This is a genomic window from Streptomyces massasporeus (genome assembly GCF_014648995.1).
Lineage (GTDB): Bacteria > Actinomycetota > Actinomycetes > Streptomycetales > Streptomycetaceae > Streptomyces > Streptomyces massasporeus.
This window is the reverse complement of the sequence record NZ_BMSE01000009.1, coordinates 16,704-34,819: the sequence shown is the minus strand read 5'-3', so window position 1 is coordinate 34,819 and position 18,116 is coordinate 16,704. Positions and strand designations below refer to the sequence as shown.

Annotated in this window: 15 protein-coding genes; 9 read left to right on the top strand and 6 right to left on the bottom strand. The window is 71.1% G+C overall.

The window, feature by feature from the left end; translation table 11 throughout:
- Window positions 1-106: 106 nt before the first annotated feature.
- The 4 genes from IE153_RS20540 to IE153_RS41685 all read left to right on the top strand — a co-directional run bounded on the left by IE153_RS20540 (window position 107) and on the right by IE153_RS41685 (window position 4,930).
- On the top strand, window positions 107-1,369 hold the full coding sequence (locus IE153_RS20540; RefSeq protein WP_189591328.1) for an ATP-grasp domain-containing protein: 1,263 nt from the start codon (window positions 107-109) through the stop codon (window positions 1,367-1,369).
- The gene (locus tag IE153_RS20535) at window positions 1,366-2,517 is read left to right on the top strand and encodes an MFS transporter (RefSeq protein WP_189591326.1); all 1,152 of its coding nucleotides are present in this window, start codon (window positions 1,366-1,368) and stop codon (window positions 2,515-2,517) included. The genes IE153_RS20540 and IE153_RS20535 overlap by 4 nt, the downstream gene beginning before the upstream one ends.
- Window positions 2,518-2,609: 92 nt before the next feature.
- Complete coding sequence (locus IE153_RS20530; protein ID WP_229829074.1) at window positions 2,610-3,836, top strand: tetratricopeptide repeat protein; 1,227 nt, start codon at window positions 2,610-2,612, stop codon at window positions 3,834-3,836.
- Complete coding sequence (locus IE153_RS41685; RefSeq protein ID WP_229829073.1) at window positions 3,833-4,930, top strand: class I SAM-dependent methyltransferase; 1,098 nt, start codon at window positions 3,833-3,835, stop codon at window positions 4,928-4,930. Before IE153_RS20530 ends, IE153_RS41685 begins: the two co-directional genes overlap by 4 nt.
- 47 nt (window positions 4,931-4,977) lie before the next feature.
- Here the strand turns inward: IE153_RS41685 and lysS are convergent, their stop codons facing one another.
- A complete protein-coding gene (gene lysS / locus IE153_RS20520; protein ID WP_189591322.1) occupies window positions 4,978-6,723 on the bottom strand; it encodes a lysine--tRNA ligase in 1,746 nt (581 codons plus the stop codon).
- Window positions 6,724-6,872: 149 nt separating this feature from the next.
- Between lysS and argS the strand changes: the two genes are divergently transcribed.
- Window positions 6,873-8,636, top strand: a complete 1,764-nt coding sequence (argS, locus tag IE153_RS20515) for an arginine--tRNA ligase (protein ID WP_189591321.1) — start codon at window positions 6,873-6,875, stop codon at window positions 8,634-8,636.
- A 111-nt stretch (window positions 8,637-8,747) separates the two neighbouring features.
- Here argS and IE153_RS20510 read toward each other — a convergent pair whose 3' ends face one another.
- Complete coding sequence (locus IE153_RS20510) at window positions 8,748-9,248, bottom strand: DinB family protein (protein WP_189591320.1); 501 nt, start codon at window positions 9,246-9,248, stop codon at window positions 8,748-8,750.
- A gap of 95 nt (window positions 9,249-9,343) precedes the next feature.
- Here IE153_RS20510 and IE153_RS20505 point away from each other — a divergent pair, with 95 nt between their 5' ends.
- Window positions 9,344-10,129 (top strand): DUF4253 domain-containing protein, encoded by a 786-nt coding sequence (locus IE153_RS20505; protein WP_189591319.1) that lies wholly within the window; start codon window positions 9,344-9,346, stop codon window positions 10,127-10,129.
- Here IE153_RS20505 and IE153_RS20500 read toward each other — a convergent pair.
- Together IE153_RS20500 and IE153_RS20495 are read right to left on the bottom strand one after the other, a co-directional pair.
- Entirely contained in the window at window positions 10,095-11,327 is a 1,233-nt protein-coding gene (locus IE153_RS20500; protein ID WP_189591317.1) for an aminotransferase-like domain-containing protein, read from the bottom strand. The two genes, IE153_RS20505 and IE153_RS20500, sit on opposite strands and share 35 nt — an antisense overlap.
- A gap of 160 nt (window positions 11,328-11,487) precedes the next feature.
- On the bottom strand, window positions 11,488-12,390 hold the full coding sequence (locus IE153_RS20495) for an SAM-dependent methyltransferase (RefSeq protein ID WP_189591315.1): 903 nt from the start codon (window positions 12,388-12,390) through the stop codon (window positions 11,488-11,490).
- A gap of 76 nt (window positions 12,391-12,466) precedes the next feature.
- Here IE153_RS20495 and IE153_RS20490 point away from each other — a divergent pair, with 76 nt between their 5' ends.
- Window positions 12,467-12,832 (top strand): hypothetical protein, encoded by a 366-nt coding sequence (locus tag IE153_RS20490; RefSeq protein WP_189591313.1) that lies wholly within the window; start codon window positions 12,467-12,469, stop codon window positions 12,830-12,832.
- 29 nt (window positions 12,833-12,861) lie between these two features.
- Here IE153_RS20490 and IE153_RS20485 read toward each other — a convergent pair whose 3' ends face one another.
- Window positions 12,862-14,376, bottom strand: a complete 1,515-nt coding sequence (locus tag IE153_RS20485) for a helix-turn-helix domain-containing protein (RefSeq protein WP_189591311.1) — start codon at window positions 14,374-14,376, stop codon at window positions 12,862-12,864.
- A 229-nt stretch (window positions 14,377-14,605) separates the two neighbouring features.
- Here IE153_RS20485 and IE153_RS20480 point away from each other — a divergent pair, with 229 nt between their 5' ends.
- Window positions 14,606-15,334 (top strand): DUF4232 domain-containing protein, encoded by a 729-nt coding sequence (locus IE153_RS20480; protein ID WP_189591309.1) that lies wholly within the window; start codon window positions 14,606-14,608, stop codon window positions 15,332-15,334.
- Window positions 15,335-15,357: 23 nt separating this feature from the next.
- Here the strand turns inward: IE153_RS20480 and hemB are convergent, their stop codons facing one another.
- A complete protein-coding gene (gene hemB / locus IE153_RS20475) occupies window positions 15,358-16,356 on the bottom strand; it encodes a porphobilinogen synthase (RefSeq protein ID WP_189591307.1) in 999 nt (332 codons plus the stop codon).
- 352 nt (window positions 16,357-16,708) lie between these two features.
- Between hemB and IE153_RS20470 the strand changes: the two genes are divergently transcribed.
- Window positions 16,709-18,097 (top strand): FAD-binding oxidoreductase, encoded by a 1,389-nt coding sequence (locus IE153_RS20470; RefSeq protein WP_189591305.1) that lies wholly within the window; start codon window positions 16,709-16,711, stop codon window positions 18,095-18,097.
- Window positions 18,098-18,116 lie beyond the last annotated feature (19 nt).

Sequence of the window (18,116 nt, the reverse complement as noted above, 5' to 3'; positions counted from 1 at the left end):
CCCCTCTCGGCGATGAATTGATTCACTTTATCACCCAACTCCCGGGCGACGACGTCACGTAGCGACGTCGCATGGCGGGGGAATTCTGGAAGTTGGGGGCGCAGCCATGCAGCCAAAAGAATATGTACTCCTGCTCGGAGCCGACCAATATCTCCGGGAAAGAGCCTTCTCGGGCGCGAAAGAGGCCATCGGCCTTCCGGTCTGGGCGGCGTCGGAGGACGCCGTCCGCAGACTGAACCGCACGTTCGACACCATGCTCTCCGCCGACCCGAAGGACGCGGACTCCCTGCTGCGGGCCATCCGCCGGCACTCCGCCCGGGGCTGGCACCCCCGGGTCGTCGTGCCGCTCAACGACTGGACGGTGCACTCGGCGAACGTCGTGAACCGCACCCTGGGCCTGGGCGGCCTGGACGCCACCGCGGTCACCAACGCCCGCAACAAGCACGCGATGAAGCAGGCCCTCCTGGCCGCCGGTGTGCGCACCCCCCGGTCCCGGCTGGTGCAGTCCAAGGAGGAACTGCTCGACGCGGTCGAGGACCTCGGCCTGCCCGTGGTCATCAAGCCGTACGACTTCGGCGGCAGCGGCGGCGTCGTCCTGGCCACGACCCGCGAGGAGGCGCTGGCCGGCCTCGCGGAGTCCAAGGGCGTCATCGCCCAGTACGGCGCGGCGTTCAACATCCTCGGCGACAAGTACATGGTCGAGCAGTTCGTCGACTCCGACGACGAGGTGTCCGTGGAGGTGCTCTGCGGTGCCGGGCGCGCGCGGGTCCTCGCCGTGACGGAGAAGTACCTGTCCCCGCGCCCCTGGTTCGCCGAGCTCGCCCACCTGGTGCCGAGTCACCGCACGGGCGACGAGGCGCTGACCGACCTCGCGGTACGGGCCTGTGTCGCGCTGGGCATCGACCGGGGTCTCGCCCATGTGGAGATCAAGTTCGGCGCGGAGGGGACGCCCTGGGTGATCGAGGTGGCGGCCCGCCCGGGCGGCGACGGGATCATGGACCAGGTCGAGCGGGCCTACGAGCTCAACCCCTACCGGCTGCACGTCGGTTCCTACCTGGGCGTCGACCTCCTGGACACCGTCGCCGCCGCGACGCCCGTCAGGACCTCGGCGATCGCGTTCCTCAAGGCCGCGCCGGGACGGATCCTGGACGTGCTCGACGGGAAGCCGCTGCCGCCCGAGGTGCGCAGCGTCAACATCGGCGCCAAGCCCGGCGACGTCTCCCACGCGGCCAAGAACTGGAGCACCCGGGAAGGCCTCATCGAGCTCGAATGGGACGAGCTGTTCGATGCGAAGACGCCGCTGCCGGTGACGGTGGCGAAGGACCTGTCCGACCAGATCTTCGTGACGGGTGAGGCGGCCGGGGCGTGACACGGTACACGCTCTACTCCGGTCTCTACCGATTCTTCAACGGAGTGGTGCTGCTGCTCCTGAACTGGCACATCGCGTCCGCGCAGGGCGGCGGCTACGACGCGCTGGCCGTCTCCACCACGCTCTCCTTCGTCCCGGCCGTCTTCGTCCCGCCGCTGATCCGCTTCACGCCGATCACCGGCGGGGCCCGGATGACCGCGGCGGGCCTCACCGGGATCTGTCTGACGCTGCTCGCGATCGCGGCCTGCTGGTCCCAGGTGCACGCGGTCGTCGCCCTGAACTTCGTCCTGTGGATCTTCTTCTTCTACCTGGAGTCGACCTGGGAGGTCTGGTTCAACGACGAGGCGTCCGGAGTGCACGGTGAGGCCCTGCGCAAGCACAGTTCGCTCACCATGACCGTCAACCAGGTCGCCCTGATGGTCGGTCCGCTGTTCGCCCCGCTGTTCACTCGCCTGATCCGGACCGAGTGGGTGCTGGTCGTGTGCGCCGGACTGTTCGCCGTCGTCGCCGTCCTGAGCCTCGGGTCGCACCGCTCCGCCACCACCGCGCAGGAGGAACCCGAGACGGCCGGGCCGCGGCGCGCGGGTGGCGTGGGCGGGCTCTACCTCCTGGCCTTCCTCCTGGTCTGGCCCATCCTGGGGACGTTCAACCTCATGCTGCCGCTGCAGGCCCTCGCCCACGGCAGGAGCATGCTCACCGTCGGCGTCCTGGACATGCTGCTCGGCATCGGAATGGCCGTCGCCGGAACCTTCCTGCACCGGCTCACGAAAAGCCTGGACATGCGCTGGGTGCTGACGGGAGCCGCCGGCGCGGTGGCCGCGGCGATGGTGATCTGGGCCGTCGTCCCGGTATTCGGGGCGGCGCAGATGGTCGCCGTCTTCGCTCTCGGATGCGCCTTCGGTTCCCTGCGCGTACTCCTGCGCGCGGAAGCCGCGGAGAACTTCTCGCCACGCCAGGTCGGCGCGATCGTGGCGAACGCGAACGCCTGCTCCCTCCTTTTGCTGTCGGTGGTCCTCGCGGGCGGCAGATTCTTCTCCGCGCAGATCTGGCTGGCGCCGTTCGCGCTGACCCTGCTGCTCGTTCTCTCGTTCCACGCCATTCGCAAGGCCCAGCACAACCGACTCGTACCGGCGGAGGTGTCCGAATGACCGTGCTCACCGATTCCCGAGGCGTTCCGCAACACGTGGAAAGCCCGCCGGACTTGGAAAGGGTCGAGAGGGCGATCGTCCAACTCGTCTCCATGAAACTGGACCACGCCCGATGTCGCCGCTCCGGTGCGGCCCTTCACCTGATCCTGGCCGTGGACCTGCTGTGCTCCATGGAGCGCCCGGCGGTCGAGGAGGCCGGCGCGATCCTCGCAGCCCTGCCGGAGACCGGTCCCGCCGACGCCCGGACCGAGGCGATGCGCTCCGCCCTCGGCTTCTGGACCACCGGGGACCTGGTCGCCGCCCGCAACGGCTTCCAGACCCTCGTCGACACGTATCCCGGCGACGCCGTGTCGATCTACGCCGTGCACATGCTGGACTTCTTCCTCGGCGACGCCCCGCACATGCTCGCCACGACGACCGACTCCCTGGCGGCCTTCGCCCCCGACGACCCGGTCATCGGCTACCTGCACGGCCTGCACGCCTTCGCGCTGGAGGAGAACGGCCTGATCGAGGCGGCGATCGAACGCTGCCGGCTGGCCCTCGCGCTGAACGCCGACGACATCTACGCGATGCACGCGATGGTGCACTGCCTGTACGAGACCGGCCGGCACGAGGAGGGCGCCCGCTACATCCGCGACTACATGCGCGGCCGCGACGCCTCGACCCCCATGCGCATCCACGTCTGGTGGCACTACGCCCTGTTCGAGCTCTACGCGGACAACATCCAGGAAGTGCTGGCCTGTTACCGCATCGGCATCCGCAGGAAGACGTCCCTGCGCTCGGCCGAGGACCTGGACGCCGTCACCCTGCTCTGGCGCCTCGCCCTGATCAGGCCGCAGCTCGACCTCTCCGCCTACTGGCGCTCGCTCTACCAGGAGTGGGAGCAGTACCTGGAGGAGAGCTGGTACCTCTTCAACGACTTCCACGCGTACCTCACCTACTGCCAGGTCGGCGAGTACGGCCGCGCCGACGCCCTCCTGGAAGCCGTCCTGTCCCGCGGCAAGGAGGTGCCCGAGGAGATGGTCGACGTCTTCCTCGGCTTCCGCTCCTTCACCACCGGCGACTACGCCGACGCCGCCGACCGGCTGGCCAGGTCCTACCACCGGGCGTTCGCGATGGGCGGCAGCAACGCCCAGCGCGACGTCGTCGAACTCACCGGGATCGAGGCGGCCCTCCGCTCCCGCAACTACGAACTCGCCGAGCACCTGCGCGAGTCCGGCCGGATCTTCCGCCACCGCAGCCCCGTGCTCGACGAGTACGCGGCCCGGCTGGCGGCGCTGCGCACATCCGAACGCCACACACAGGGGGTACTGAAGTGAGCCTTTACCAAGCGATACTCGACGAGACCGCGCCCGGCGACGTGCCGCCGAGCACGATCAAACTCGCCGACCGGACCACCGTGTGGCAGCTCGACAGCCCGTCCGGCTTCGCCGCCAAGGTGACCCACGGCCGGGCGGCGGTCTTCGTCTGCGAGAAGGCGGCGGCCCTGACCCTGGACGCCCTGAAGGAGTGTTGCGCGCCCTTCGGGGTCGGCGAGGCGGTCGAGTGCTCGGAGTCGCAGTACCTGCTGGCCATCGGGCTGCTCGACGACACCGCGCTCCTGGTGCTGGGCGCGGACGCCGACGTCACGGCCGCCCCGGTGGAGTTCTCCCCCACCAGCGACGACGTCCGCAGCATCGTCGGCACCCTCGACGACTACTACTACGGCTACGAGGACCGTTACCGGACCGTGTACGAGCACGGCGCCGAGCTGTGGGAGTCGGCGGAGCCGAACGCCTCGCTGCACCTGCTCATGCAGGAGCGCCCGGACGTCTTCGCCGGGCGGATCATCGACCTGGGCTGCGGCGAGGGCCGCGACTCCCTCTACCTGCTGTCGCAGGGGCACGACGTCGTCTCGGTCGACGTGTCCCACTCGGCGCTGTCCCGCGCGCGGGAGCGGGCCGCCGCCGCGAACCTGGACGCCTCCGGGTTCATGGAGCGCGACATCATCTATCTGCGCGGCTTCGAGGAGGGCGGCTTCGACCTCGCGATGAACATGGGCTGCCTGCACATGCTGGTCGACGAGGAGCAGCGGGCCCGCCACATCTCCCGCGTCCACGAGATCCTCCGCCCGGGCGGGCACTTCGTCGTGGACCACTGCGCGAGCGAGTGGGGGAAGGGCTTCTTCTCCATCCCCGACTACGACGGCATCTCCGAAGACCTCGTCCCGGGGCGGGTCATCTCCCGCAGGATCCGCGTCGAGGACGGCGAGAAGAACATCGGCCTGGAGGTGCTCCCCTACGCGGAGCGGTCCGGGGACGCCCTCACCGAGGAGATCAGCCGGCACGGCTTCCGGCTGGTGAGCAGCACCCACACGGACACCGAGGCGTTCGGCTCGTCGACGATGCTGCTGTTCCAGAAGCCCGGGGCCTGACACGAGAAGGGGCCCTCCGGCTGGAGGGCCCCTTCCCTGTCGGGCGACTACTGGCCGAGCAGCGCGCGCACCCGGTCCTGCCCCACCGCCAGCAGCAGCGTGGGCAGCCGCGGCCCGGTGTCCCGGCCCACCAGCAGGTGGTACAGCAGCGCGAAGAACGACCGCTGGGCGGACTTGATCTCCGGCGGCAGCTCCTTCGGCGTGGCGTCGGCGGAGAACCCGGCCTGCACCTTCGGCACGCCGTAGACCAGGTGCGTCAGCCCGTCGAGCGACCAGTGCTCGGCCAGCCCGTCGAGCAGCAGCCGCAGCGACTGCTGGGAGGCCTCGTCGAGCGACTTCAGCAGCTCGGCGTCCGGCTCGTCCCGCACGATCGTCCGCTGGTCGGCGGGGACGTGCGTGTTGATCCAGGCCTCGGCCTTGTCGTAGCGCGGGCGCGCCTCGTCGAGCGAGGTCAGCGGCTGATCGGGATCCAGCTCGCTGAGGATGCGCAGCGCCTGGTCCTCGTGCCCGGCGGTGATGTCGGCGACGGACGCCAGCGTCCGGTACGGCAGCGGCCGGGGCGTCCGGGGCAGCTCACCGGCGGCCGTGCCCACGGCGCGCGCGTGCGCGGCCACGTCGGCCGGCAGGGCGCTGCCGTCGGCGACCTTGGCGTCCAGCCGGTCCCACTCGTCGTAGAGCCGCTGGATCTCCTGGTCGAAGGCGACCTTGAAGGACTGGTTGGGCCTGCGGCGCGCGTACAGCCAGCGCAGCAGCTGCGGCTCCATGATCTGCAGGGCGTCGGCCGGGGTGGGCACACCGCCCTTCGAGGAGGACATCTTCGCCATGCCGGAGATGCCGACGAACGCGTACATCGGCCCGATCGGCTGCTTCCCGCCGAAGATCCCGACGATCTGCCCGCCGACCTGGAACGACGACCCCGGGGAGGAGTGGTCGACGCCGGACGGCTCGAACACGACCCCCTCGTACGCCCAGCGCATGGGCCAGTCGACCTTCCAGACCAGCTTGCCGCGGTTGAACTCGTTCAGCCGGACCGTCTCCGAGAAGCCGCACGCGGTACAGGCGTAGGTCAGCTCGGTGGAGTCGTCGTCGTAGGAGGTGACGGAGGTGAGGTCCTTCTCGCAGTTGCCGCAGTACGGCTTGTACGGGAAGTACCCGGCGGCGGTGGAGCTGCCGTCGTCCTCACCGGCCGCGCCGGAGCCCTCGGCGGCCTCCAGCTCGGCCTCGTCGACCGGCTTCTGGCCCTGCTTCTTCGCCGGTGCCTTCTTCGTGCGGTACTGGTCGAGGATCGCGTCGATGTCGCCGCGGTGCCTGATGGCGTGCAGGATCTGCTCGCGGTACACGCCGGTGGTGTACTGCTCGGTCTGGCTGATCCCGTCGAACTCCACGCCCAGCTCGGCCAGCGACTCGATCATCGCGGCTTTGAAGTGCTCGGCCCAGTTCGGGTGCGAGGAGCCCTTCGGCGCCGGGACGGACGTCAGCGGCTTGCCGATGTGCTCCTTGTAGCTGTCCTCGTCGACCCCGGCGATGCCCTTGGGCACCTTGCGGTACCGGTCGTAGTCGTCCCAGGAGATCAGGTGCCGCACCTGGTGGCCCCGGCGGCGGATCTCGTCGGCGACGAGGTGCGGGGTCATGACCTCGCGCAGGTTGCCGAGGTGGATGGGGCCCGAGGGTGACAGGCCGGACGCGACGACGACGGGTTTGCCCGGGGCCCGGCGCTCCGACTCCTCGATGACCTCATCCGCGAAACGGGAGACCCAGTCGGTGGTCTCGGTGCTCTGAGCCACGATCGGCACGTCCTTCTTTCTGCATCGGGCAGCCGGTACGGTCGCACGGCTGACCGCACCATTGTCCCAGACCCCCTGGCGCCCGGAAAAACGGCTTTACCCCCATGGGATACTGGGCGTGTCTATCGATTCCCTCGAGGAGAACGGCACCCTTACCTATGGCCTCGGTCACGTCCCTCAGCGACTCCGTCCACCAGCGCCTCGCGGCGGCCCTGTCGGCGGCCCTGCCGCAGGCCGGCTCCGCGGACCCGCTGCTGCGACGAAGCGACCGGGCCGACTTCCAGGCCAACGGGATCCTGGCCCTGGCCAAGAAGGAGAAGGCCAACCCGCGCGAGCTGGCCACTCAGGTCGTCTCCGGTGTCGAGTCGGGTGAGCTGATCAAGGACGTCGAGGTCTCCGGCCCCGGCTTCCTCAACATCACCCTCACCGACCGCGCGATCACCGGGAACCTCGCCGCGCGTTACGCCGACGACACCGGCCGCCTCGGCGTGCCGCACGCCGAGCAGCCGGGCACCACGGTCATCGACTACGCCCAGCCGAACGTGGCGAAGGAGATGCACGTCGGCCACCTGCGTTCCGCGGTGATCGGCGACGCGGTGGTGCAGCTGCTGGAGTTCACCGGCGAGAACGTGGTCCGGCGCCACCACATCGGCGACTGGGGCACCCAGTTCGGCATGCTCATCCAGTACCTGGAGGAGCACCCGCACGAGCTGGACCACAAGGCCGACAATGCCTCCGGCGAAGAGGCGATGTCGAACCTCGACCGCCTCTACAAGGCCGCCCGCAAGCTCTTCGACGCCGACGAGGAGTTCAAGACCCGGGCCCGGCGCCGGGTGGTGGACCTCCAGGCGGGCGACCCGCAGACCCTCGCCACGTGGCAGAAGTTCGTCGACGAGTCGAAGATCTACTTCTTCTCCGTCTTCGAGAAGCTGGACATGGAGATCCGCGACGCGGACATCGTCGGCGAGTCGGGTTACAACGACATGCTCGCCGAGACCTGCCGCCTCCTGGAGGAGTCGGGCGTCGCGGTCCGCTCCGAGGGCGCCCTGTGCGTCTTCTTCGACGACATCAAGGGCCCGGACGGCAACCCGGTCCCGCTGATCGTGCAGAAGTCGGACGGCGGCTACGGCTACGCGGCGACGGACCTCTCCGCGATCCGCGACCGCGTCTTCAACCTCAAGGCGAACAGCATCATCTACGTGGTGGACGCCCGTCAGTCGCTCCACTTCAAGATGGTCTTCGAGACGGCCCGCAAGGCGGGCTGGCTGGGCGACGACGTGAAGGCCCACCAGCTGGCCTTCGGCACGGTCCTCGGCAAGGACGGCAAGCCCTTCAAGACCCGTGAGGGCGAGACGGTCCGCCTGGTCGACCTCCTCGACGAGGCGATCGACCGCGCCTCGGCAGTCGTCCGCGAGAAGGCCCAGGACCTCTCCGAGGAGGAGATCGCCGAGCGCGGCACCCAGGTGGGCGTCGGCGCGGTGAAGTACGCCGACCTGTCGACGTCGGCCAACCGCGACTACAAGTTCGACCTGGACCAGATGGTCTCGCTCAACGGCGACACCTCCGTCTACCTCCAGTACGCCTACGCCCGTATCCAGTCGATCCTGCGCAAGGCCGGCGCCTCCCGCCCGGCCGCGCACCCCGAGCTGGAGCTGCACGAGGCGGAGCGCGCGCTGGGCCTGCACGCGGACTCGTTCGCGGCGACGGTGGCGGAGGCGGCGACGGAGTACGCCCCGCACAAGCTGGCGGCGTACCTGTACCAGCTGGCGTCGCTGTACACGACGTTCTACGACAAGTGCCCGGTCCTGAAGGCCGAGACGCAGGAGCAGATCGAGAACCGCCTGTTCCTCTGCGACGTCACGGCCCGCACCCTCCACCGGGGCATGGCCCTGCTGGGCATCCGGACCCCCGAGCGGCTCTGACGCCGGACGGCTCGGAGTCCGGGCGGCATTGACGCCGGGCGGCTCTGACGCCGGATTCTTCCGTGACCGCATCGAGGGCGGCACTCCCCCAGGGGGTGCCGCCCTCGGGCGTCAGCGCTGCGCCGTGGTGTTCGCGCCGTCCAGGGTCTCCCGGACGAGGTCCGCGTGCCCGGCGTGCTGGGCGGTCTCCCTGATCAGGTGCAGCAGGATGCGGCGCGCGGACCAGAACTCGGGCTCCGGCGGGGACCAGGGCGTCTTCGGCAGCGGCACGCTGACGTCCAGGTCCGGCAGCGCGGACACCGCCTCCTCGGTGGCCCGGGCGGCCGACGCGTAGCGCTCCAGCAGCGCGGGGAGCGTGTCGCCCTCGGCCATGCGGTACTGCGCCACCTCGAGCATGCCGTCGGGCAGTTCACCGTCGCGCTCGGACATGATCCGGGTCCACATCTCCTCTCCCGTGGCGAGGTGCTTCACGATGCCGCCGAGCGTCAGCTCGCTCACCGTCGTACGCCGCCCGGCCTGCGCGTCGGTGAGTCCGCGCACGGTGATCAGCAGCAGCGCGCGCTGCTCCGCGAACGCGGCGAGCAGGTCCGTCTTCTCGGAGGAAGTGGTCATGTCCCGACCGTAGGGAGGAAGTAGGTCAGTTGCTGTCCGCTACGGCGGTCGTCGGCCGGGGCGGAGTGTCAGTGCCCGGCTCTACAGTCACCACCATGGCGACTCTTCCCAACCCTCTGCCGAAGCTGGCGGCAGACCCGAGCGGCGGTTCGCTCGGCCTCCGACTCCCCGCCGGGACGCTCCTCGACACCACCGACGAGGGCCCCTGGCACGAGCCGTTGCTGTGGTGCGCCGGTGAACGGGCCGTCCCGGGCGGCTGGACGGCGCTGGAGCCGGCCCGTCGTGCGGGCCTCCTGCCGGTCGTGCTGGAGACGGGCGACGGCCACGGCGGCCCGGACCGCTGGGAGTTGATGCCGGGCGAGGTGTCCTACCCCGGGGACCACGATGCCGAGGAGGTCCTGGCGGAGTACTGGGAAGAGCACGCCGAGGGCGAAGCCTGTCCGGGCCCGGCCGATGCGGCCCTTGAGACCCAGGATGACCCGGACGCCGTGGCCGCCGGCACCGTGGACGCCCTGCTCGGCGACGGCGGCCCTTTCAAGGATCCCCGCCTCGCCCTCGTCCCGGCCCGCCGCAGCGCGGACATCCCGACGGCGATCGGCTGGACGGGCCCTGCGAACCACGAGGGCGACACGGCCCGGCTCAGCGCGGTGCTCCGGTCCTGGGAGGACCGCTTCGGCATACGGGTCGTAGCCCTCGGTTTCGATCACCTGCTGGTGTCCGTGGCGAGCCCGCCCACGACCCGGGCCGCCGCGCAGGCCGTCGCCGCCGAACACCTCGCGTTCTGCCCCGACAACATCCACCAGGGCGCGGACCCGACCCTCCGCGCCTACGCCGAGCACCAGGTCCTCAACCAGCGGACGTGGCACTTCTGGTGGGACTGAGCCCCTCCCCCAGCCTGCGCAGCCCTTCCCCGATCTCCTGTGGCGTCTGCGTCACGAAGCACAGCCGCAGGGTGGTCCGGTCGGGCGTGCCCGCGTAGAAGGGGGCGCCGGGGACGTAGGCCACGTTCTGCCGGACCACCTGCGGCAGCAGGGCCGTGGTGTCGTACGGCTCCGGCAGGCGGGCCCAGAGGAACATGCCGCCCTCGGGCCGGTGCCAGACCGACCCCTCGGGCAGCGCCCCGGCGAGCCCGGAGAGCATCGCGTCGCGGCGGTCGCGGTACACGCCGGCGACGCGGGCGACATGGGCGTCCAGGTCGTTGTCGGCGAGGTAGCGGGCCGCGGCGAGCTGGTTGACGGTCGGGGTGTGCAGATCGGCGGCCTGCTTGGCGACGGCACAGGCGCGCCGCAGCTCGCCGGGCGCCCGCAGCCAGCCCAGCCGCAGCCCGGGCGCCATGACCTTGGAGAAGCTGCCGAGCAGCACCGTCCGGTCCTCGGCGCCCGGGTGGGCGGCGATCCACGGCACGCGTTCCCCGTCGTAGCGCAGCTCCCCGTACGGGTCGTCCTCGACGATCCACAGTCCGCGCCGGGCGGCGACCGACGCCACGGCGGCGCGCCGCTCGGCGGGCAGCGTCCGGCCGGTGGGGTTCTGGAAGGTGGGCACGGTGTAGAGCAGCTTGGGCCGCTCGCGCACGACGAGTTCCTCCAGCGCCGCGGGGTCGATGCCGTGCTCGTCGCCGGGCACGACCACGATCCGCGCCCCGGCGAAGCCGAAGGCCTGGAGTGCGGCCAGATAACAGGGGCTCTCGACGAGGACGGTGTCCCCGGGTTCGAGCAGCGCGGTGGCCAGGAGCGAGAGGGCCTGCTGGGAGCCGGTGGTGACGAGCAGGTCGTCGGGGCCGGTCGACAGGCCGCGCGCGGTGGTCCGGGCGGCGAGGGCGTCGCGCAGCGCGGGTTCGCCTTCGGTCGTGGAGTACTGCAGCGCCCGACCGGGTGCTTCGGCGAGCACGGCCTCGTATGCGGCGGCGATGCCCTCGGCGTCGAACAGCTCCGGTGCCGGGAGCCCGCCCGCGAAGTTGATCACCTCGGGGCGGGCGGTGACGGCGAGGATGTCCCGTACGGGGGAGCCGCCGACGGCCCGTACCCGCGCGGCCAGGGGCGGCACGGGAGAGTGGGTGGGCAGGGGCTCGGCGACGGTCATGACACGGCTCCTTCGGCTGCGGTGACGCCTGGTGCCCCGCAGCCTAAGGAAGTACGTGCCGTCTACAAGCAGGTTTCCGGGATCCGGACGCCCCGTCGTGCACCACGGCGGGACCGGTGGCTCACCCCTTGGTGCCGGTCACCGTGGCGGAACCCATGGCTCACGCCTTGGCGCCGATCGCCGCGTACACGTTGATGTCCGCGTCCGTCACGTCGTTGATGTCGCGGTAGCGCACCTTCTCGATCTCCTCAAGACCGGCGAGGTAGGACTCCTCCGGCTGCTCGGGGACGGGGGCGGCGTGGTCGGGCCGCCAGCGGTGCGCCGGGACGACCCCCGGGTCGGCGATCTCCAGCCCGTTGTCCGTGAAGAACCGCTCGACGTCGGCCCGGGACCGCAGCACGAAGGTGAACCCGCGCTCGGTGTAGGTCCGCTGGACCGCGCGGATGTTCTCGGGGTTGAGGTCCTCGGTGAGGTGGCTCAGCACCAGCCGGCTGCCGGCGGGCAGTTCGTCGATCAGCCCGCTCACCAGCGGATACGCCTCCTCGTCAGCGACGAAGTGCAGGACCGCGACCAGGCAGAGCGCGACCGGCCGGTCGAAGTCCAGGGTCTTGGCGGCCTGTTCGAGGATGCGGGCCGGGTCCCGCAGATCGGCGTCGATGTAGTCCGTACGCCCCTCGGGTCCGCTGGTCAGCAGGGCGCGTGCGTGCGCGAGCACCACGGGGTCGTTGTCGACGTACACGACCCGCGACTCGGGCGTGATCCGCTGCGCGATCTGGTGCACGTTCTCGGCGGTGGGCAGCCCGGTCCCGATGTCCAGGAACTGCCGGATGCCGTCCTGCTCCACGAGCGTGGTCACCGCACGCCGGAGGAAGTCGCGGTTGTGCCGTACGTCGAGGTACCCGCGCGGGTTGGCGGCCAGCGCGGCGGCGGCCGCGTCCCGGTCGGCGGCGTAGTGGTCCTTGCCGCCGAGGAAGACGTCGTAGACCCGGGCCGGGTGCGCCTTGCTGCTGTCGATCCTCCTCTGCAGCTCGGCGGGATCCTGGCTGAGGGCGTCACCGGACATGGACGTCTCCCTGAAAGTAGGTTGTTCAATCAGCAACCACTACGACGGTCAACAACCTAACGGTTCAACTGATTTGATGGTGCCCGTGCCGAACGACCACCGACCGACGACGACCCTCTGGCGCCCGACCGGCCCCAAGGAGCTGGACCTGGTCCGCGACCTCGACTGGCGCGCCTGGCCACCCCGACTCCCCGAGCAGCCGATCTTCTACCCGGTCCTCAACGAGGACTACGCGATCCGGATCGCCCGGGACTGGAACGTCAAGCACGACGGGGCCGGCTTCGTCACCCGCTTCGAGGTCGACACCGGCTTCCTGACCCGCTACCCGGTCCAGCAGGCCGGCGGCCGCACCATCCTCGAACTGTGGGTCCCGGCCGAGGAACTCGACGAGTTCAACGCCCACATCGTCGGAAAGATCGAGCTGGTCCACGAGTTCCACTGAGCCCGCCCACAGAGCCCGCCCCGTCAGGGCTACTGCGTGGTCCCTTCCTTGACCCACTTCTCGCCGCCCAGCGGGAACTCGTATGCCGGACGCCCGTTGTTGCCGCTCGTGCGGAAGGGCCGGCCGTGGTCGTCCACGGTCAGCGTGCCCGTGCGGGCGCCGCTGGACCAGTCCAGCTCCAGGTACCAGCTGACGTCGTACGCGGAGGCGTCGGCCCGGATGTAGTACACCTCCGGATCGCTCTCACTCACCTTGAAGGGGAAGTCCGCGTGCCCCGCCTCGGGCACGACCCCCGGGCGCGCGGCGTCGAGGGCGACGGTGAAGAACCGGGTCGGCACGCCACCGCCGCAGCCGACGCCGGGATACCCCATGGCGTAGTCGTTCCAGGCGAGCGGCGCGCGCTTCCCGGCCATACGGACCGTCAGCCGCTTGACGACCACGGTCTCCTGCCCCTTCCCCTGCACGGTCAGCTTCAGGAACTGCTCCCCCGACGGCACGGCCCCGTTGGCCGCCACCCAGCCGGGCGCATCCTGCTCCGGCGGCGGCGGCCCGACCCGCCCCGGCGGCAGATCGATCAAGTAGCGCTGGGAGCAGGGGCTTTCCCAGGCATGCGGCTCCGTGTCCACGGTGAGGGGAGCAGAGGCGGGGGCGTTGTCCCGCCCGGTGCCACCGGCGCCGGGGCCGGGGCCGGCACCTGTGCCGGGTGAGGCCGAGGTGGGGGACTCGGAAGCAGTCATCTTGCCCTTCCCGCCCTTGCCCTTCCCCTCGCCCTTGTCCTCGCGGCCCGCCGACGACGAACCGGCCGAGGGCGACACGGACGCCGCCGCGCCCCTCCCCTCCTGCCCGCCGCCACCGCCGGAGGCCGCCGCCGCGCCACGCCGCCCCTCGTCGTCCGACCCACCGGAGGGAACGGCCACGGCGAGACCGACCCCGCCGAGCACCACGGCCGCGGCGACACCGACGAGCAGGGCGCGACGGGGGCGCGGGCGGCCCGCGGGCTCCGACGGTTCGGGTACGTCGGCCTGCGAGGACCCCTCCTTCGACGCGAGGACGCCGGCATCCGAGGAGGCCGCCTCGGTCGGAGTCACGTCTGTCGGGGGCACGTCCATGGGGGTCACGTCCGTCGGGGGCACCTCCATAGAGGTCACCTCCGAAGCGCCACTCCCCGCAGCCGTGCCCCCCGAACCCGCACCTCCCGTACCGCCGTTCCCCGTACTGCCGTTCCCCGTACCGCCGTTCCCCGTACCGCCGTTCCCCGTACCACCGTTCCCCGTACCGCCACTCCCCTTGCGCACCCGCCCCGCATCCGCCAGCACCCACCGACGGTGCAGCTCGACGAGTTCCTCCGGCGACGCCTTGCACAGCCGGGCGAGCCGCTCCACCGGTGCGTAATCGGTCGGCACGGCATCGCCGTTGCAGTACCGGTGCAGCGTCGACGTACTCATGTGAAGCCGCTTGGCGAGCACCCCGTAGCTCAGCCCCGAGCGCTCCTTCAACTCCCCCAGCAGGGCGGCGAATGCCGCCGCGGTCGTGCCCTCCGACACCGCTCCTCCATGCCCCGTGTCCCGTTCCCCCGTTCCAGGGAATGACTGTTCTCCCTGGTCACAGCATGTGCGGGCGTTCCAACGTCCCCGATCCCCCGCCGGGTCTGGCGGCCGGGACGGACCCCCGCACAAGCTCTGGTCATCCAAGCACGCCGCTCCCGGCCCACCGGCAGCGCGACCCGCCCGGGCCCGCTTGTCCACTGCCTTTGTCCGAAAGGAAACGCAAGATATGCGCAAGTACCACACCCTCCCCGTCGCCCTCCTGGCCGCCCTGGCCCTGACGGCCTGTCAGGACGGAACGGGCACGAAGGACGAAGGCGCGGCGCACCCCGACCCGGCCTCGGCGAGCGTCACCGCGACGCACCCGGCCGAGGACGGGGCCGGCGGGAAGGGAACGAGCGGCGCGACCGGTACGCAGGGCACGACCGGGGCAACCGGCACGCAGGGCACGACCGGCGCGACGGGTACGCAGCCCACCAAGGGCGGCAAGTCCGCGAAGGGAGACAAGGCCGCGAAGGGCACCACGGCGACCCGTGTCTCCTGCAACGGCTCCAACACCACCGTCACCGCCCAGCCGGTCCGCCGCCCCCTCAACCACATGCTGCTCACGGTGAAGAACACCGGCTCGAAGATGTGCGACCTGACCTACTACCCGGTCCTGCGCTTCGACGAGATGCAGTGGGTCCCGCGGCCGATCAAGGACTCCAAGCCGCAGGCGGTGACGACGCTGGCCCCCGGCGAGTCCGGCTACGCGGGCGTCTCACTGTCGGCGGCCGACGGCAGCGGCGAGTGGGGCGCGACCAGCCACAAGCTCACGGTCGACTTCCAGGGCCGCACGCCGAACAGCGACGGCGGCCCCTCGGCGCTCCCGACCCTGCCGGCCAAGGGCGTGTACTACGACAGCACGCTCACGGTCACGTACTGGCTGCGCGACAGGGACGACGCGCTGACCTACTGATCCTCGACCTGCTGATGGTCGACCTACTGATCCTTGAGCTTCTGGGCCACTTCGGTGGCCCAGTAGGTGAGGATGCTCCGCGCACCGGCCCGGCGGATGCCGGTCAGGGCCTCCATGATCGCCCGGTCCCGGTCGATCCAGCCCTTCTCGGCGGCGGCCTCGATCATCGAGTACTCGCCGGAGATCTGGTAGGCGGCGACGGGCACGTCCACGGCGTCCGCGACCCGGGCGAGGATGTCCAGGTAGGGCCCGGCCGGCTTGACCATCACCATGTCGGCGCCCTCCTCCAGGTCGAGGGCGAGCTCCCGCAGCGACTCACGCACATTCGCGGGATCCTGCTGGTACGTCTTGCGATCCCCTTGCAGGGACGAGCCGACGGCCTCCCGGAAGGGCCCGTAGAAGGCGGAGGCGTACTTGACGGTGTAGGCGAGGATGGCGACGTCCTCCCGCCCGATCTGGTCGAGCGCGTCGCGGATGACCCCGACCTGCCCGTCCATCATCCCGCTGGGCCCGACGACATGGGCGCCGGCGTCGGCCTGCACCTGGGCCATCTCGGCGTACCGCTCCAGGGTCGCGTCGTTGTCGACGCGGCCGTGCTCGTCGAGGACGCCGCAGTGCCCGTGGTCGGTGGTCTCGTCGAGGCACAGGTCGGACATGACGAGCAGATCGTCGCCGACCTCGGCCCGCACGTCCCGCAGGGCGACCTGGAGGATCCCGTCCGGGTCGGTCCCCGGCGTCCCGAGTGCGTCCTTCTTCGACTCCTCCGGCACGCCGAACAGCATGATCCCGGAGATCCCCGCCGCGACCGCCTCCGCGGCGGCCTTCTTCAGACTGTCCCGGGTGTGCTGCACGACCCCCGGCATCGCGGTGATCGGCACGGGCTCGCTGACGCCCTCCCGCACGAAGGCCGGGAGAATGAGATCGGCGGGGTGCAACCGGGTCTCGGCGACCATCCGACGCATCACGGGGTTGGTCCGCAACCGCCGCGGCCGAGTACCGGGGAAAGATCCGTACGTCGTCATGCCCCTACGCTACGCCCGCCCCAAACCCCCCGATACCGACGCCTTGTCGGCCCCCGCCGCCCGCACGCGCACCGCCCCGCCCCGCTGCGGGCATGCGAGCCGCCCCCGCTGCGGGCATGCGCAGCCGCCCAGCTGCGGGCATGCGTGCCGCTAGGGGCGGCACGGGTGGGCGCAGCGGCACCCCGCTACGCCGGGCTGCGACACGCCCCGCCCCCAGCCCCCACGCCGAGCACCTCGCAGCCCACCGCCCCACAATGCGCCCGACACCACCCAGGTCCATGCTGAAACAACAAGGACCCCGACGGCCCCCACACCGCCGCCGTCCCTCCGTACGCCCCCCACGGAGGACGCGATGACCGCCCCCCACCACACCCCCGACCTCTTCGCCCTCTCAGAGATCCACGGCCCCGTCCTACGCCCCGGCGAAGGCGCCTACGCCGACGAGGTCACCGGCTTCAACCTGGCCTCCCTGCACACCCCGGACGTGGCCATAGGCGCGACCGGCCCCGACGACGTGGTCACCGCCATGCGCTGGGCACACGCCACCCACACCCCCGTCGCCGTCCAGGCCACCGGCCACGGCGCCAACTTCCCGATCGAGCACGGCCTGCTGATCAACACGTCCCGCATGACGGACGTCCACGTCGACCCCACCACCCGCACCGCCACCATCGCCGCCGGCGCCAAGTGGAGCCACGTCATGGCCGCGGCCGCCCCGCACGGCCTGGCGGGCCTGTGCGGCACCTCCACGGACGCGGGCGTCGTCGGCTACACCCTCGGCGGCGGACTCCCGGTCCTCGGCCGGGCCTACGGCTACGCCGCCGACCTGGTCCGCTCCTTCCAGGTCGTCACCCCGGACGGGCACCTGCGCGAGTCGGACCCCCGCCACGAACCGGAACTGTTCTGGGCCCTGCGCGGCGGCAAGGGCAACGTAGGTGTCGTCACCTCGCTGGTCACCGAGCTGCTGCCCCTGCCCAGGCTCTACGGCGGCGGCATCCACTGCCACGCCGAACACACGGAGACCCTGCTGCGGACCTGGACGGACTGGACCCGCACCGTCCCGGACGAGATGTGCAGCATGTTCTCGGTGCTGCGCCTGCCGCCGATCCCGCAGATCCCGGAGCCCTTGCGCGGCGGCTTCTGGGCCCGGGTCGCGATCGCGTGGCCGGGCGACCCGGCCGAGGGCCAGGCCCTGATCGCGCCGCTGCGCGAAGCCGCCCCCGTCGCCGTCGATACCGTCGAGGAGATGGATCACGCGGCCCTGGACCGCATCCACATGGAACCCCAGGACCCGCTCCCGGCACGCGAGTGCTGCATGCTCCTGCGCGACCTGCCCCCCGACGCCATGGGCACGTTCCTGGAGCAGGTGGGCCCCGGCGCCGGCGCCGAGTACCCCCTGCTGGTCGCCTCGCTGCGGCACATGGGCGGCGCACTGTCCCGCCCGTCCGCCGTCGAGGACGCCGTCTGCTCCCGCGACGCCCGCTACTTCATGGAGTCGGTCGGCATCATGCCCGCCCCACCCGTGGCCGAGGCCGTCGAGCAGGCGACGCGCAGCCTCTACACGGCCATGGCCCCGTACGGGACGGGCCGCACCATGGTCAACATCCACGGCACCCCGGGCGACGAACAGGACATCGCCCGAGCCTGGACCCCGGAGGTCTACGCCCGCCTACGCCACGACAAGTCCGTCTACGACCCGGACAACCTCCTGCGCTACGGCCACGCGGTGACTCCCGCGTAGCCGCAGCCAGTGAGGGTCG